Origin of the sequence: Breznakibacter xylanolyticus (assembly GCF_003254275.1) — a bacterium.
Lineage (GTDB): Bacteria > Bacteroidota > Bacteroidia > Bacteroidales > Marinilabiliaceae > Breznakibacter > Breznakibacter xylanolyticus.
This window is the reverse complement of sequence record NZ_QKZK01000010.1, coordinates 96,939-114,021: the sequence shown is the minus strand read 5'-3', so window position 1 is coordinate 114,021 and position 17,083 is coordinate 96,939. Positions and strand designations below refer to the sequence as shown.

The window sequence follows — 17,083 nt, the reverse complement described above, 5'->3', positions numbered from 1 at the left end:
CACACTACTTAAGGTCACAAAATTAACATTCCGGCACAAGATCACCTTATAAACACATACACCTTTTAAGCCTCCCTTGCCATCTTTTTGACCAAACAACCATAAACATTGACAAACCAATGAATTGAACATTATAAAAAAACAAGCGAGGGGATGCATGACACACCCCCTCGCTTGTTTTTATATTAACAGATAATCAACGTTTGATCACTGCTCATCATGATGAGCTACAATCTTAAAAGTATGTACGCAATCTTTGTAAGTGACTTTCACCAAAAAGAACTGAGTATTATAGGGTGCATCTACCTCAGTACGCTGCAGTGAAGAAGTTACTTGTTGATATACCTTCCCCATGGCATCAATCACCTCTATCGCAACCGATCCTTCAAAGGAAACATCACTTACGGACACTACTGCTTTACGGCCAATACCGTATGCCATCAAACGGATTCCATCAGATGTATCATCCTCAACAGCTGTACTTTGAGATGAATCATCAACAACACTCTTCAATGGTGCAAAACTCAACTCAAAACGCTTTTCATTCGCAAGAGCCCCCTCCACAGTAAATGTGTACTCCGGATTCTCTCGAAGATCAAAGATCTCCCCTGAGACCATATCCTTCAAATAAACAGCTGATCCGGGCATAAACTGATTAATGTTTGTTGCCTGTAGTGTGTATGAACCGGTTACCGAGGAACCAACATTCATATACAAAGGCACAACCCTGTCATCAGCCAATTCGGGCAATGCATTGATCGCAATTTTACGTCCCGACTTCATGGTAAAGAGAGAAATCTCATAGGCATTGTTATCCATTTTCTTTTCACTGTCATAAACAGCAGAGAAAGCTTCATCACCTATTGAACGGAACAAGATGGCTTGCTCATCCGACACCGATGAACGGATCAGTTTAATTCTGAAAACATCATCAGTCGTGTTTGCACTCTTTAGCACACCGGTGGCATGCACTCTCACCGTTTTATTGATAGATAAAGTAGACGAAGGGGTGTAGTTCCGAATCCAGAACGATTGTCCTGGAGCCACATATTGCGTTCCGGTATTCACACCCACATTCGATTCAATATTATAGGTGGCATAACTTGTAGTGCCGGCTCCCCTAATGGTTGTATAGACAGTATTCAAGGCATCACCAAGATTCAAACCACTGCTCTCCAAATCTAAATAAGTTGGATAAGGATTCGCTACCAAATACCAGTTATTTCCAATGGGCATGCTGTAATCCGAGGTATGCAACATACCGGTATTGGTAACAGACTGAGGAATTCCCAACGAAGATGGGAATCCAACCGCATAACCTTCCAATGAAGTGGTATTGAAAGCATCTGGAGAAACCCCAACCGGAACCCATCCGCCATTGACAATTCGATACAACAGAGCACTGCCATAATTGGATTTCAATGCATTGTCAACACCATGACCGATGTATATATAGGCACCCAAAGGATAAGTCCATTCAATGCTCACAGGAGCAGTGACAGTTCCATGAGTTAAGAATGATGCAGGATCTGTAGCTGTCGCAGCCGAATTTTTGATTAAGATGGTCGCACCATCATTAATGACATTACCATTAACAGTCATGCGAGCTCCTGCATTCAATGTCAAAAAGGTTCCTGAAGCCATTGTAACATCATTGGCAACAGCCAAATCGCCATCATTCACAACAGGATAATAGGGCGAACCAAAAGGAATCTTAACATTGGCAAACTCATCTGGTAAAACGCCATTATACCAATTGGATGCTACCGACCAATCATTTGACAGACCCAACCAAGTGTACAAGTCCAGGATTGACCATCGAATCAACCCACTAGTTGCATCTGGTGATTCAATATCATTTTCATATAAATATCCACTTAAATCACCGCTTGCATCAATAAAATAGAAAACCGTTGTTCCGGATGTTCTTGTAACATTATTTAACGTCCCGGCATCAAAAATCAAATTATTAACAACGAATTCATCACCTTGATCAGCCAACAAAGTTATATAAGTTCCTGATGCAGGGTAACCATTCATAAAATAGCCATCCGAAAGATTATTAACAGCATCAATATTAGCGCCACTCAAAATATTCAATCCTTGAGCATCAGTATTTGAAATTTCATAATATCGCGCTGCAAGATAAGCACCTGAATTAATTCTCAAAGCATATCGACCTCCCGACAGACTAGTCACCACTGCGCGATTTGTATTTGAGGTACCCACCAGAGATAAACTTCCTCCACTGTTAACGTTTACTCTCGATAAATTACCCATATTCAAAACGGCTCCACCATTTAAATTCAGAGAACCAGTTATGGTCAGATCATCAATCCCATTGCTATCTCCCATATTCAGGGAATATCCATTTGCATTTAAAGTACCACTGATGAGATACAATGCTCTTTTAACTTCAAAATCAGAAGACAGTGTATATGTATTTGATGATGCATTAATATCAATGTCATAGAAAGCACTTGCCCCGCCATTCAATACACCTGTAACATGACTACCCAGTAAAGTCACTTTCCCTGTTCGAGAATTGAATGAACCTGAATTTAACCAGTTACCATAAACAGTGAGTGCATAATTAGATGCAGAAACATCAAAATAAGAGCCATTCTCAATGATCAGGTTTTCACGCACTGTGGTTGCAAAACCCAATTGATATTGACTCGTTCCTGAAATTATCAATCGATTAAAATTGGATCCTCGGTTATTAATAACCCGTGCGCCTCCTGCCCCATCGAATTTTATATTTCCATTTAAAGTCACAGAACCTGTAGTACCTCGGGTCCAGTTCCCTTCAACAGTTACATTGTCATTTATTGACATCAAATACAATGTACCGTTAATAGTTATATCACCATTAACATCTAAATCAACATCACCTCCATCGTATGGCGTATTCACAAGAATTGAAGCGCCACTATTAATAGTCAAATTCTTTGTTTTTTGCCCCAACGTAGTCAATATTGGTTGATTGACTGCAGTTGCAATAACGACATCTTCGTCTCCGCTGGGAACAATTGATGGCCCATAGTTAGCGGTCCAGTTATTGGCGTTATTCCAGTTACTGCTAACAGAACCGTTCCATGTCAACTTCACAGGTCCGGTCCAGTTTATCAGATCACCCGGATCATTATCATAACTCTCTCCCGTAAATACCCCTGTCGAATTATAAAACTCAAGGGTTCCTGAAGAAGAAATGGTTTTGGCAACATTATATCCACCACTACCAGGATTAACCGGAAAAATGACATTGGCAATATAGTCAGGGGCGACAAAGCTCTGAGAATTTTCGATCCTTAACATTGGACCAGAGGTGGTTCCATTGGTAAACGTGCCCTCACTAAAGTTATTGACCACATCAATTGAAGAAGTTGAAGACAAATAAACACCAGCGTTTGACATATATTCGAACAGATAATACTTGGCAGCAATAGTACCATCAACTACAAAATTATATCGACCAGTTGAATTATGTGTCACCGTAGCCATCGCAGAAGGTGATCCAACAACTTCTATCCTGCCCAAACTCGTTACCGTTAAAGACGTTCCATCCCCAATCATCAATGTCCCCCCGGCACCAACTTTGTAAATTCCGGAAATGACTGCCACATCATTACTTCCATTACCCAATATAACATCCTTGCCATTTCCATTCAATTGTCCGGCCTCCAACCTGAAATCACCAATCAAGGTCAAATTATCTATCACGGTATAAATTGCACCACTATTAATTGTCATATTCAATAATGAAGACCCATTTGTTCCCAAACTGCCCTCTCCGGATGCTTTATTTAAATAATATGTTCCTGTATTACTATAAAAAGAACCAGCATTTGAGGCAACAAAATCTCCTCCGACTGTAATGGTTCGACCATTGGCATGAAACTGACCTCCTGAAACCAGCAGATTATTTAACACAACAAAATCATTTGCCGTATTATTATTTACAGCTACATAACCCGAACCTTTTGACACAGTCAAATTATAATAATCATTGGCATTGCTTGCACCAACATTGATGGACTGATTTGAAGAAACTCCATTATAAATAACAGTCCCTTCCCGACAAATAAAATGTCCGGTACTATTATTATTCCATGTCCCACCAACCGTTAATGAATAATTAGAAGAACTCACATCCAATGTGGCATTGTTGAAGGTCAAATTCCCTTTAACTTCAGTATTTCCACCCAATACCTTCTCGAAAGCGTTATTTAAAATCAGATTTCCATACGAAACACCGTCAATAATCTGATCTAATGCCCCATAGTAATACACAAAACTCGTTTCGCCCAATGCATACACACCGAAACCTTTGGGGAAATTATTAGTCCCACGAACATAAACAGCTTCCCCATTATCGAGTGAAAATGTTCCAACACCATTAGGATTGGTTACAGTATAAGTTTTCAAATCGGCATAATTGATTCCATTCACAACAGTCATATTGTTATTCACAACAACATCACTATTGAGATTGAAAACTCCCCCGTTTCCATTAATCGTAAGGTTATAGAATGAGCCTGCATTCAAGGCCTGGTCTCCTGCTCTGTCAAATACAATGGTACCGCTACCACTATATGCACCGGTTCCGGTCCAGGTTGCCCCACCAAAAGTATGAACACCGTTACCGTCAACAAATGTACCGGACGCATCAATCAACACATTACCATTAAAGTCAACAACACATCCGGTCGTAGCAGACATGGTGGAATAAACAACAGAGTTACCAGCAATAGAAATGTCATTTTCAAAGTATTTAATGCCACCACCTGCAACATTCAAATTATTAAACATGGCATTACTCACGGTTTGATCTGTTGTCCCAATTAAATTAATCGTGCCACCAGTTACAGCTGTAGCATTAAAACTTCCATTAGTACACACAAAGTCTCCCTTCAGATCATAGACATAATTGGTAGTTGACGGAGTAACATTACCGTTCAGAATATACCAATCACCATCAATCCCAATGGATGATCCAACCAAATAGTAGGTTGTTGAAGCATTATTGAACTCAACATTATAAAATCGAGACGTTCGAGGAGTAATATTAGCGGTTCCTGCGGACGAATTAAACACCACCGAAGAAGTACCCGGAAGATATATACTATTGACACCTCGGGTCCATGAACCACCAACTGAAATCACGGACGACGCACCGGAAACAGACAAAATACCGGTACTTGTACCAGTACCAATCTCAATATCACCGGCAATGGATAGATTTCTGTTGTTATCCAAGATCAAAGTTCCAGTGGTAATGGTCATTTTTTTACAAATGGCATCACCTATTGAAATAATCGGATCATTTGCTCTGTCGGGGATAACAGCATCAAGCGTTGCTGAAGGAACACCATTATCCCAGTTTCCGGCTTCATGCCAATCGGTATTCATTGCTCCGGTCCAATTGGTCTCAGTAATTGCAGGCCACTGCAACAAACCGGATGATGCAGAAGATAAAGCTTCTTCGTCACGTTCGTACTTGTAATTCCCCAAACTTCCTCCCACTAAATCAAAAACAATGGGAGTGGCAGCGTTTTGACGCCACACATTGTAATGGGTTCCCTGTACAGGAGTGCCGGAGTAATTAAATACAATATTCGAAATTACGCCCCCCGAATAGTCACTCTCCAGATTTAGATATCTCACATTAGCTGCATTTCGAATATTTTGAAATGCACCATCTGACAAATTGTTAATCGGATGCAAAACAGAACCTGCCAGTAAATTCATCCCTGCATCCTGTAAATACTCAATCAAATAATAACGAGCCCCGAATGTCGCACCGGCAAGGACATTGATTTGAGTTTCAGAGCCAGCGACACCGGTTGTTTCACGAGTTAATGTCGCAACATTTGTTGCGTCAGTCCCGACAATGAAAAATGCACCATTAACATTAATCTGACTTTGAGACGATTGATTATTGATTTTGAGAACCGCATTCTCATTAACCCTTAATGTACCATCAATAGTAAAGACTTTTCCCGACGCAATATTGCTTCCTAATATCAATGTTTTTGCGTTCAGTGTTAATTCAGACCCAGATCCAATTGACATCGACCTTGATATTCGTGTTAATGCTGATTGCAAACGATATAAGGTTACCCCTGATGCAAAATTGACATTGTAAAAGTTCGATCCGCCACTTGTAATATCAATCGTTGATGCAGTTCCTTCAAAATTGACAGTGGAAGTGTTTGCTGCAAATGTTCCATTATTGATCCAGTTACCTTTTACAAGGATATTGTAGTAAGTAGGCACAACATTGTCAGACGTATTAAATGTCACTCCAGGATTAACAAGCAAATTCCCATTAATCGTCCAATCTGAAAACATTCTCTTAGTCCCACTTCCATTCATTGTAATATTATTTACCGCAAATGATGGCGTATTAATATTTTGACTACCTCCATCCAATACAATATTAGCATCGCTACTCAACAAATTACCACCCAACGTATTGATTAGTGAACCATAAATTGTATGAGTCAATGAACCTAAATCGACATTTCCTTCGTTGATTATGAAAGAACCATTAATATCAGCCCCATCAGTAATAAACGTTTTGGTCGAAGCATTATTAAATGCCACATTGTAGAAAAAGTTTGAAGCCGAAGTACTACCACTTTTAATAGTTACATCACTCGAACCATTAAATGTAAGCGTGTTGGCGGTGTGTGAATAAACGCCATTATTGATCCATTGCGTCCCATTAAATGTGACATTTCGCCCAGTTGTGGCAGTCACATTTGAATCTATCATCACATTGCCTTCAATATAACAAACATCATTACCATCACCGATAGTTTTGGTGCCACTCCCTGAAAAAATCATAGCAGGCATCACCAATGAGTTATCAACATCATCACGTATATACTGATTACCTAAAGCATCGAGTGTCATTGTCACATTTTCCGACGAAGGCGTATAACCTGTTAAGTAAATATTACTACCGGAAATGCGCATGTTTTTACTTCCATCGATATAAGTAGATGCATCAACATCAAAATCTCCTTTCACGACAAGATCTGCAACACCATCAGATGAAACATTCTTCACATTTCTGAAATAAAGGTTACCATATTCAATACCGGAGCCGGTATATAAAGTTTGATCAACACCAACGGGGCTGTACATATAATACGTACTGGCAGCATCCAATTGATAACTGTCAAATCCGACAGGAATAGCAACCCCTTCGGTTGCCGGACGTGAATTAAACACACGTGCTCCTGCTTCAACCATAAAATAACCGGTATTGTCAGATGTCATAGTTCTGTAATTGACAGAACCACCAGTTGAATACATCATCAAATCGACTCCCTGCTTAACAATTACATTACCGGTAATCGACAAATCGCCATTGGTATATTTATCTCCGGTACCGGCAAGTATTAAATGATTAAACCCGGTAAGATTCGAACTTATATACCAGTCTCCCCCCACATGAGTCAATGTTGCATTATCTCCGGTTCCCCAATAAATAGTACTACCGGCAGTCATACTGATGGTTCCGGTAAGATTAACACTTGCATCATTGGTTGCCATATCGAGGGTCGTGGTTCCATCGGTAAAAAACATATTACCAAACACTTCAAAATCACCCAAGGCCGTTTTTGTCGTCAAAACGCCATTGGTTGCTCGCCCAAAACCAATGTGCCCGTATTTGGTTGGAAAAACAGACTGAGCGATATCGGCATAATAATTTACACGACTGGTTGATGCCATATCAATGGTTTCAAAACCTGCAGGGAAGTTATTGGCACCTTGAACATAAACGGTCGCATTATTTGTAAATGTATTATCACTACCAACACCGGCTAGTTGGTAGGTACTTAAATACACAATCCCACTCCCTGGATTTACAACAACAGAACCCGTGGTATTGACATCCCTCATGAATGTTTTAGATCCCGAGTTACGGAAATCCATGTTATGAAACGATGTTGAAGCACTTCCGGCATCAATTTGTTGTGCTGTTGTTCCATCAAAAATGACAGAACCCAGACCATTCTGAAATAACGATCCACCATTATTGATCCAGTAGCGGCTCACCAAAATATTATATTGCCCTGCATCGATGGTGGTTCGTGAACCAATTGTCAGGTTATATGAAGCTTTAATATTTGAAAGGATGCTTTTCGTTCCCGATCCGGCAGTCACAAAATTATAGAATGTCCCATTGGTGATAGACTGATCAGCTCCATTAAAAGTCACAATCGAAGTTGACGGATCAAAGGCTCCACCCGCATCAGCATCAATAAACCAATTACCGCCAACATTCAATACATTCGCCGTTGCAGCCGCTGACAACTGCCCTTGGGTTATTGTCAAATCATTTAAAACAGTTGTCGCAGCACCTAAATTGTAATTGGCACCATCAGCATCAATGATTAACTTATAAAAATCCTTACCGACTCCGGTTCCCCCTGTAAAAATAGTCGATTCACCACCTGTTCCATTAAAAACCACTGTTGAATTACCATGATTGAAGGTTCCCAGGTTAGTCCAGTTTTTCCCAACATAGAGCAATGATGATGCATCAGACTGAGTTAAAGTCGCATTCGCACTCCCAATGGAAAGGTGCTCAACCAATGTAAGGTCGTAGCCATTCACAAGAGTCAGCCCAATGCCACTTCCTCCCTGAGTATCCATCATCACTCGTTTAACCGTCGCATCAGCAGAGTTGATGTAGACAGTATAATCAGAAGAAAGATAATCATGATTAAGATAGACGATATCATCAGAACCCGGTAACGCATTACCCGACCAGTTAAGCGGATTGTGCCAATTATTATCACCAGAATCGTTATCCCAAAAGAAACCAGCGGGATACGTCCACTCGATCAGAGTTCCCGGAACTCCGTTATCCGTTTCAAACGCTTCACCGGCCTTGGCGCCTGAAGCATCTTCGATGGTGATGGTTCCGGAACCGGTTATCCTTACAATATTATTGGCTGCGCCACTATTAAAAGTGACATTATTTACCGAAAAATCGTCAAAATCAAAACCCGACAAGGTTAAATAAGCTCCGGTTGTCACAGTACCGGAGAAAGTACCATCGCTGAAATTATCAGTAGCATCAATGACGCCTCCCGTGATTGCAATGCGTGCATTTTGCAAAAAATAGTTGGACATATGCAATGTCCCTCCCATTTGATTAAGTGCAAATGTATTGCTTACACTTTCTAAATATGCATAATTAGTTGACGTCCCAACCACTTTGAGCACCCCGGAGTTCAAGTTAATTCCCTGCCCACTGCCCACAAAAGTGATCGTTGAACTTTCATCTACCACCAAAGTTCCGCCATTAATATTGATTTTACGGTTATTATTATTAACCGTCAACGCATGCTTATTTAAATAGAATTCGCCCGCTAAAACCTCCATATCAACAGCTTGAATCCCAAAATTACCTTCAACCAGATAGATGGTTCCAGGAGCATTCACCACAACCCCCCGAAGCGTTGCATTGTTCGCATTAAACACTTTGGTTCCGCCACTACCATTCAGTGTTAAAATGCTATTGGTATTGTTATGGCTAAAAGTTCCTGCCACACTAAAGTTGCCTGCCACCCAAATATCATAAGCATTGGTCGTGAAAGTTCCTGTTGCAACCGTCAAATCATTGGCAACCACCAAATCGCCCTGCAAAGCAACAGTATTGGTTGCATTGACATCAAAATTGTAGAATCCTTTTCCGACCAAGGAGCCTGATGATGTGCCGGTATATACATTTTGATTACCTCCTGCAAATATCACATTACCCGTGCGGGGCACAAATACTGCATCAACCGCGCTATTGTCCCAATTACCTGTTAAAGTAATGGTTTGTTGATTGGCATCGAGAGTGGCTGCTGAAAGAGTTACATTTCCATTAGCAGTGATATTACCCAACAATGTTTTAGTATCGGTTCCTGAAAAAACCAGGTTACGGAAAGTAGATGCACTGATGGTTTGGTCTGCTCCGTCAAAATGGACTGTATGCCCCCCCCCGTGTTGAAAAGTTCCATTATTCGCCCAATTTCCCCGAACATGAATTTCGGAATTATACCCATCCACTGTTGAACCACTTATCGTCCAATCACCATTAATATTAACGAGAGGCGATCCTAAAACATCATAATACACAACTTTATCGCCAGCCCCTGAAAACAAGACATTTCCCAAATTAAGCGAATTCGGGTTTCTATTGCGAATATTTTGAGCATCCACTCCATTTAGCACCAGAGTACTTCCTGTGGCAATCAACACATCGGCAGTTTCAACACTATTTGGATAAAGATAAATAGATCCGCTAACAGTCACTTCTTGATTGGTGATATCTAAAACCCCGGCATCCTGAGTGATAGATATGGTTCCATTAACGATCATGTCAGTAAGCAACTGAACCGTTTGTAACCCGACAGCATTGGGTTTATTGATCGTTAAAGCACCAAAACTACTGGAAGCATTGCTCCGGATTGTTTGAACCGCAGAACCATTGAACGTTGAAGTTCCTGTCGACTGCGTAAAGACACCACTCCCATTCACAGTAAAATCCCCACCAATATTAAGATTCTTAGTATCCAAAACCAAACCGGAACCACTCTCAACGGTTAAACTTCCAAATAAAGTGAGTGTCGAGGATGTAACTGAAAGCGTACCGGAATTAGCAACCACCACATTATTAAAATTAGCCCCATAAAGGGATTGATCAATACCATCAAAAACAATGGTACCTGTAGCTGAAGCAACAGTATAATAGGCAGTGCTGTTTAAATTCCAATCACCTGCAACGGTGTGTATAAATCCGCCATCATAAAACACAGGGTTTCCTGCCGTTCTCGAAATTGTTCCATTGATATCCAAAGCCCCACGCGCCGTTTTATCTCCTCCATTAAAAGTCAGATTACCATAAGTAAAACCATTAGCGACAATTTGGGAGCCATTCAGGATGTAATAAACTGAACTATTGACATCCAAATTCTTAGTCCCCGAAAATTTGCTGGTAAATCCGGTATAAAAATCGGCGCTCGTGGTTTGCAACTGACAATACTCACCCAAGTTCCAGTCACCAGGAGTCCCCCCAATCCCGTTATCATTCAATACAACAACAAGCATGATAGATGCACTTCCCGAACTGTTAGTAATATTAAAATCGTTAAAAAGTTCAATACTACATCCTGTTGCAAAATTTTTGGTTCGATTGGCAGTTGCCCCGTTTTGCACAATATTCAAATCATGAAAACGATAATAGCCGGTTCCGTTGGATGAGATTGTCTGATTGGCATCATCGGCATCGAGAGTAAATATCGCATTGGTTCCATCGATGGAGCTGTTTGCGTTGCTGGAAATATTCCCTGCCAAATAGTGGGTAAATGACTGCAAGTCTAATATTGAGCCACTGGCTAATGCCAAATTTCCATTGATATCAAGTGAACCATCAACTGTTTTTCGATATCCGGATGCACCGCCTAATGACACATTGCCATAAGTCATCCCCCCCCGAACAGTTTGATCCATTGCTGCATCATAGATCACTGTTGATGTCAATGACAAATCATAGGATCCAAATCCGGTCGGAAAATTATTATTTCCTCGAATATATAATGACCTTGCTGCATCAACACGCAACTGAGATGATGCACTACCTGTTACTTGTGTATTGTTACTAATTACCAAATAACCATTTTGAACTACAAGATTATTATCCATAATCAAATTCAAGGACGTTGCAGGTGAAGTAACCGTCAAATAGACGTTCCCATCAATCCTTAATTCAGCAGTCCCCAATAAAATTTGATTACTTGTATTACCGGTTGTCAGGCTTCCTCCTTTCATGATCAAAGTACCGGACAAATCACAAATCCCATCAATCCGAACACCTCCGGTTACAGTGTGAGTCCCATTGCCGGATATAGTTGCCCCATTTGACACTGTTAACACATTAGCAACGGACATATTGCCAATGATATTTTTCGCATTGGATCCGCCATTACTAAAAGTCACCGCATTAAAAGAATTAGTACCATCGAGCTGAATCTCCTGAACATTCACACCGGCAAAAGTAGCTACACCAGCTGTTTGTGTATAAGAAGAACCACTATCAATATTCAAATCACCAAAATAAGTCACACCTAAAGCTGTTTGTAAAATGGTATTGTTAGAGACTAACAAATCACCATTCACGATCACATTTTCCTGCAACGAACCGGCACCCCCTCCTGAAAATGTGAGATTATGAAACGTTAGAGACGTGGCATTGGGATGGTCATTAATGGTATTGACCATCCCATCAAATACGATAGTACCAGAGGCCATATAAGCACCGGTACCGACAACCGACCAATTACCTGCAACATGATGCACCAAACCGCCATCATCAAAAACAGCGCCAGTTTCAATGGTCAAATTCCCATTAACGTCCAGCTCAGTTTCTGTGGTAGCCGAAGCACCTGTCTTAAAGGTTAGATCATTAAATAGGGGAGCATTTAAACCACTCATCACCATGATCCCATATAACTCAGTGTTGACCACAATACCGGATGATGGTTTTAAATTGATCTGACCATCATTGTACATATTACCATACACCAGCAATTTGTGCGAAGGAGAACCGGCAGAGCCGGCTGTCAGAGTAGCGCCGCCTTTGACTTCCATATTCTCACGAATCGTGACCGTTTGTTGCGATGCATTCGCTCCAATTATGACTGAACCGGAAGTTCCCTGACCCACAATCAAGTTCTTGACATCAACATTGCCATTGTTATCCACGATGACAGAATGACCATCCTGAACAATCAGCGTATTTAAACCATCAGTCACACTGGTCGGATTCCCACCCGATCCATCCGGATTTTTAGACCAGCTACTTGTCAATCCGGCCGACACGTCACCAACGGAATAATAAACAGATGCCGGATAATTCCAAAGGATCAATGTCCCGGGATTGCCATTGTCGTTATCAAAATTTTCGCCGGCCAAAACACCCTGGGCATTGTCAAACGTAATTGCACCAATTCCCGATGTACGGGTAACGTTAGCCGTAGGACCACTATTAAAAGTGACATTGGTTACTGAAGGTAATCCCGACAAATCAGAACCCGTCAATTGCAAATATTGAGCCCCACTCCCATTTGAAAACACACCATTACTGAAATTATCAGTGTTATCAATTGTCCCATCAGATATAGAAATGCCACTCAATAAGTAATCAAATTCGTATTGATTGGCATAGAACGTTGCTGTCGAATTGTTTTGAACAATCGAATACCCTCCGGTTGCCCCATATCGCGAAACAACTGCAGGAGTTCCTGAAAGACCTACAACTTTAAAAGTCCCATTATTGGTTAATATCTTTCCACTTGCCATTAACAATTGAGCCCCCTCGTTCACATGCAACGTTGCTCCACTGGCAATCGATACATTACCTAACGAATTGACCGTTTTCCCATTCAACCCCACAATGGCAGTCCCATTCACAGCAAATTCATCATTCGCCGATGTGATTGATTGAAAAGATTTGATTCCACTACCTGAAAAAGATAGTTTTTGATAGTTCGCTGATTCAAAGATCGACTGATCTCCACTTCGCCCATAATTAACAATACTGCCACTTGAAACAGTTGTTGAAAAAGTTGAAATAGCATTATTGGCTCCGTTTAAATTCAACACATGTGCCAGCCCGGTTCCGGTCATCGCGATTGTGCCCGACACATCTTTTAAATCACCACCTAAATTGACCGTTTTGACTAATGTACCACCAAAATTCAATATCCCATCAACCGTTAAATCCCCACCTATATTTAATACGGTAGGCACAGTACCCAAACTAAAAGTCGTGTTGTCAGCAATGGTCAAATGATTGGAGACATCAACATTTCGACTCAATGTTTTAGTATTCCCATTATTAATATTCAGATTATAAAACACAACACTTCCGGCACCGGTACCGGTATGAATGCTCTGTGCTCCAGACGATGAAAATGATGTTGATCCGGATGTTTGATTATAAGAAGCGGCTTCATTGCTATTATTCACAAATCCTGCAAGGATGGATACATCTGCAGCCACCTCTACTGTTCCATCTGTAATGGAGCACGTTTGAATGGTATTGATACCTGCACCGGAGACTTGAACTGTCCCTGAAGGCTTATTAAAATAAGTTGTTCCGGCAGTTTGATTGTAAACACCGTTGTTTTGAAGAGAGTTGGTAATCGTCAGGTTCGATGCGTTATTCAACTGACCTGAAATCACATTTAAATCGGCAACAGACAATGCATTGCCCAAATTATAAAAGCTTGAACCATTCACCACATGGTGAGTCAGGCTTGCTAATTCGGCAACACCCGATTCAAATAAGATATTCCCTGAAACAGTCGGGGTATTCCCGGCTCCCAATATCAAATTAGATGAAGATGAACCACCAAAATTACCTGAGTTAGTCAATGTATAACCACCAATGACCGTCAGTGCTTTACCATTCAAATTCAAATAACTGGAAGTTGTGTTATTGTGGTTCAAGGTGAGAATGCCATTCACAGTCACATCTCGGCCTAAGGTTTGAATGGTTTGGTTACTATTTCCACATTGCAAATTATTAAAGGTGATATTCCCTGTCCCTGCCACGGTAAACGCATCCATAAAACGAAAAGCCCCTGCACTGGCAGTAAAATCACCACCATCATTTGTAAACACATTGTCATCTGCCCCGGAGTAAAAATCAATATTCCCGGAATATGAAACCGTTTTAGAAGCAACATTGGTCAATGTAAGATTACGCAAAATAAAAACAGAACCGGTTCCCTGAATCAAATCACCACTCCCTGTCATCGTTAAATCACAATATCGGGTTGCATTATCATAACGCAAACGCACTTCACCACCATTGGTAACCAAAACACCACCAATAGTTAAACGATGAATCGCATTATCTGTATTGTTCGTTCGCAACCAAGTGGTAGAACTCTCGATGGTCACATTGCCTGCAACCGAAATGTTTTTAGTCCCTAATCCTAAATAAAAAACAGAACGGTTACCTATTTGCAGGTTGCCACCAATATTAATATTCCCAACTAAAGATTCAATTGTTTTACTCCTATTGGCAGTCCCACCATTCGTCCCGGTTTGTAGGTGATAATAATCAACAGCTTTAATTGTTTGATTTGCATCAACGTTATAATACACCGTATTATTCGCACTTGTAGCATCCAACAATCCTATGTCCATCGGAACAGTTCCACTTCTATACTCTAAAGTAGAGCCAGTTTCATTTTTCCATTTCGAACTGCTGCCTAAGCCATTCAACACACCTACTACCAATGACTGACTGTTATTACGAATTGATTTTGCATCCGCAATTGTCACAGTACTATTGAAATTCACAGCACTGTTCAGCACCACATTTTCATTGGCGCGGAAGGTGCTGATAAATGCAGACACAGCATTCACTGTCATTTCACCGTTGTTAATGGATGCACCGGTAAAAGTCGACACAGCATTGACCACAGTCGTTCCATTAAAAGTAGTGGCGCCAGAAAAGGTAACCGGCGCATCGATCGTTAACGCCACAGATGAAGTTACAGCTCCAGCAATTGTTAGTGCATTCGAACCCGAAATTGACTGGGGATTACCAGAAAAAGTAACAGCTCCGGTACCTGATTTGCTAAACGTTCCATCATTGATGATCCCATTTCGAAACGTACAAGGAGAATTGTTGGCTGTGCTAAATTCTCCGCCTGCATTAATAGTCAATATGCCTTGAAAAACAGCAGAACCGTAATTATTAGTGTCTACCAGAGATCCAAAAACAGTGGTTGTCCCTAATACATCCAGCGGATTACAACTGACCATGTCAAATGATCCATTAATCCATAAATTGCCATTGACAGTGACACTCCGGTTTGTATTATCCGTATTCAACACACCACTCACTGTTAAATTCAAACAAGTAACTGACTGATTTATTGTAACTGTTGCACCACTCACAATAACCACATCATCAGATAATGTAGGAATTACACCCCCTTCCCAGGTCGTGCCCACATTCCAATTTCCCCCTGAAGGTGTACTGTTGATTATTGCCCCACTCGCCATTTGGATACAAAATAAACATGCAAAGAGCAATACAGTTCTATGGCTAGATGATAAATAAATCAAAGAATCTTTAGCAGAAAAAGACATGAAACGTCCGAAACTATGCCTAATCATATTTTTCATAAAAGGTGATTTTCTAAAAAACAAGTGTAAGTTCAACAATAAAACTTTGGAATTGCCCATTTAAATATCATTTGCATGAATTCCTCATAGTAAATTGAGATTAGAGAAAGACTTCCTGACCCAATTACAACTTTTTCTAACTAAAAGACAAATGAATAACCAATACATAGCAAAGCATCTTCGTGATACATAAGGTAAAACACCACATTAGTTACAAAAAAAGAGTCATGTTGAAACCATACTTTGTCATGAATCACAAAATAAAGTCTAGAAATCAGATACATACAAATAAAAGCAATATAAGCATTTAAAAACTTGACTATAAGATAGTAATTTAAGACTAACAAACAAATACCATACAACGTGGATTATTCACGAGCAATCCTAACTATTTCGATGTGTCTTATAGTCAGTATTCCACACCTTCATAAAAAGCATACATCAAAATTGACATCAGTTCATTGTAAACTCAGCCTCATTTCTGTAAATGAGTAAAACAGAGGGTATCCAAAAGATTTCGGATACCCTCTGTTTTATAATCAAAAATCAATTTTGAATCCCGATAGAATTCAAAATCTTAAAGCTTTTTACCTGATTTTTATATACTACCCTTACAATATGAAACTGTGAATTGGCAGCTAACTCAAATTCATTGTGTTGTTTTGAAGAAATCATTTTCTGAGAAACCTTCCCCATGGCATCAATCACCTCTATCGCAACCGAGCCTTCAAAGGAAGCATCACTTACGGACACGACTGCTTTACGGCCAATACCGTATGCCATCAGACGGATTCCATCAGATGTGTCATCCTCAACAGCTGTACTTTGAGATGAATCATCAACAACACTCTTCAATGGTGCAAAA

At 40.4% G+C, this 17,083-nt stretch carries 2 protein-coding genes; both read right to left on the bottom strand.

Translation table 11 applies throughout. The features are described from left to right. Positions 1 to 207 precede the first annotated feature (207 nt). Positions 208 to 16,278: a hypothetical protein gene (locus tag LX69_RS07790; protein ID WP_221621309.1), complete on the bottom strand. Its 16,071-nt coding sequence runs from the start codon at positions 16,276 to 16,278 to the stop codon at positions 208 to 210. 486 nt (positions 16,279 to 16,764) lie between these two features. Further along, on the bottom strand, positions 16,765 to 17,083 hold a 319-nt coding region (locus LX69_RS07785), incomplete at its 5' end, for a T9SS type A sorting domain-containing protein (RefSeq protein ID WP_170124292.1).

Bases quoted from the DNA above. Each gene is read 5' to 3' on its own strand.
- LX69_RS07790 (WP_221621309.1), bottom strand. From the start codon at position 16,278: ATGGGCAATTCCAAAGTTTTATTGTTGAACTTACACTTGTTTTTTAGA.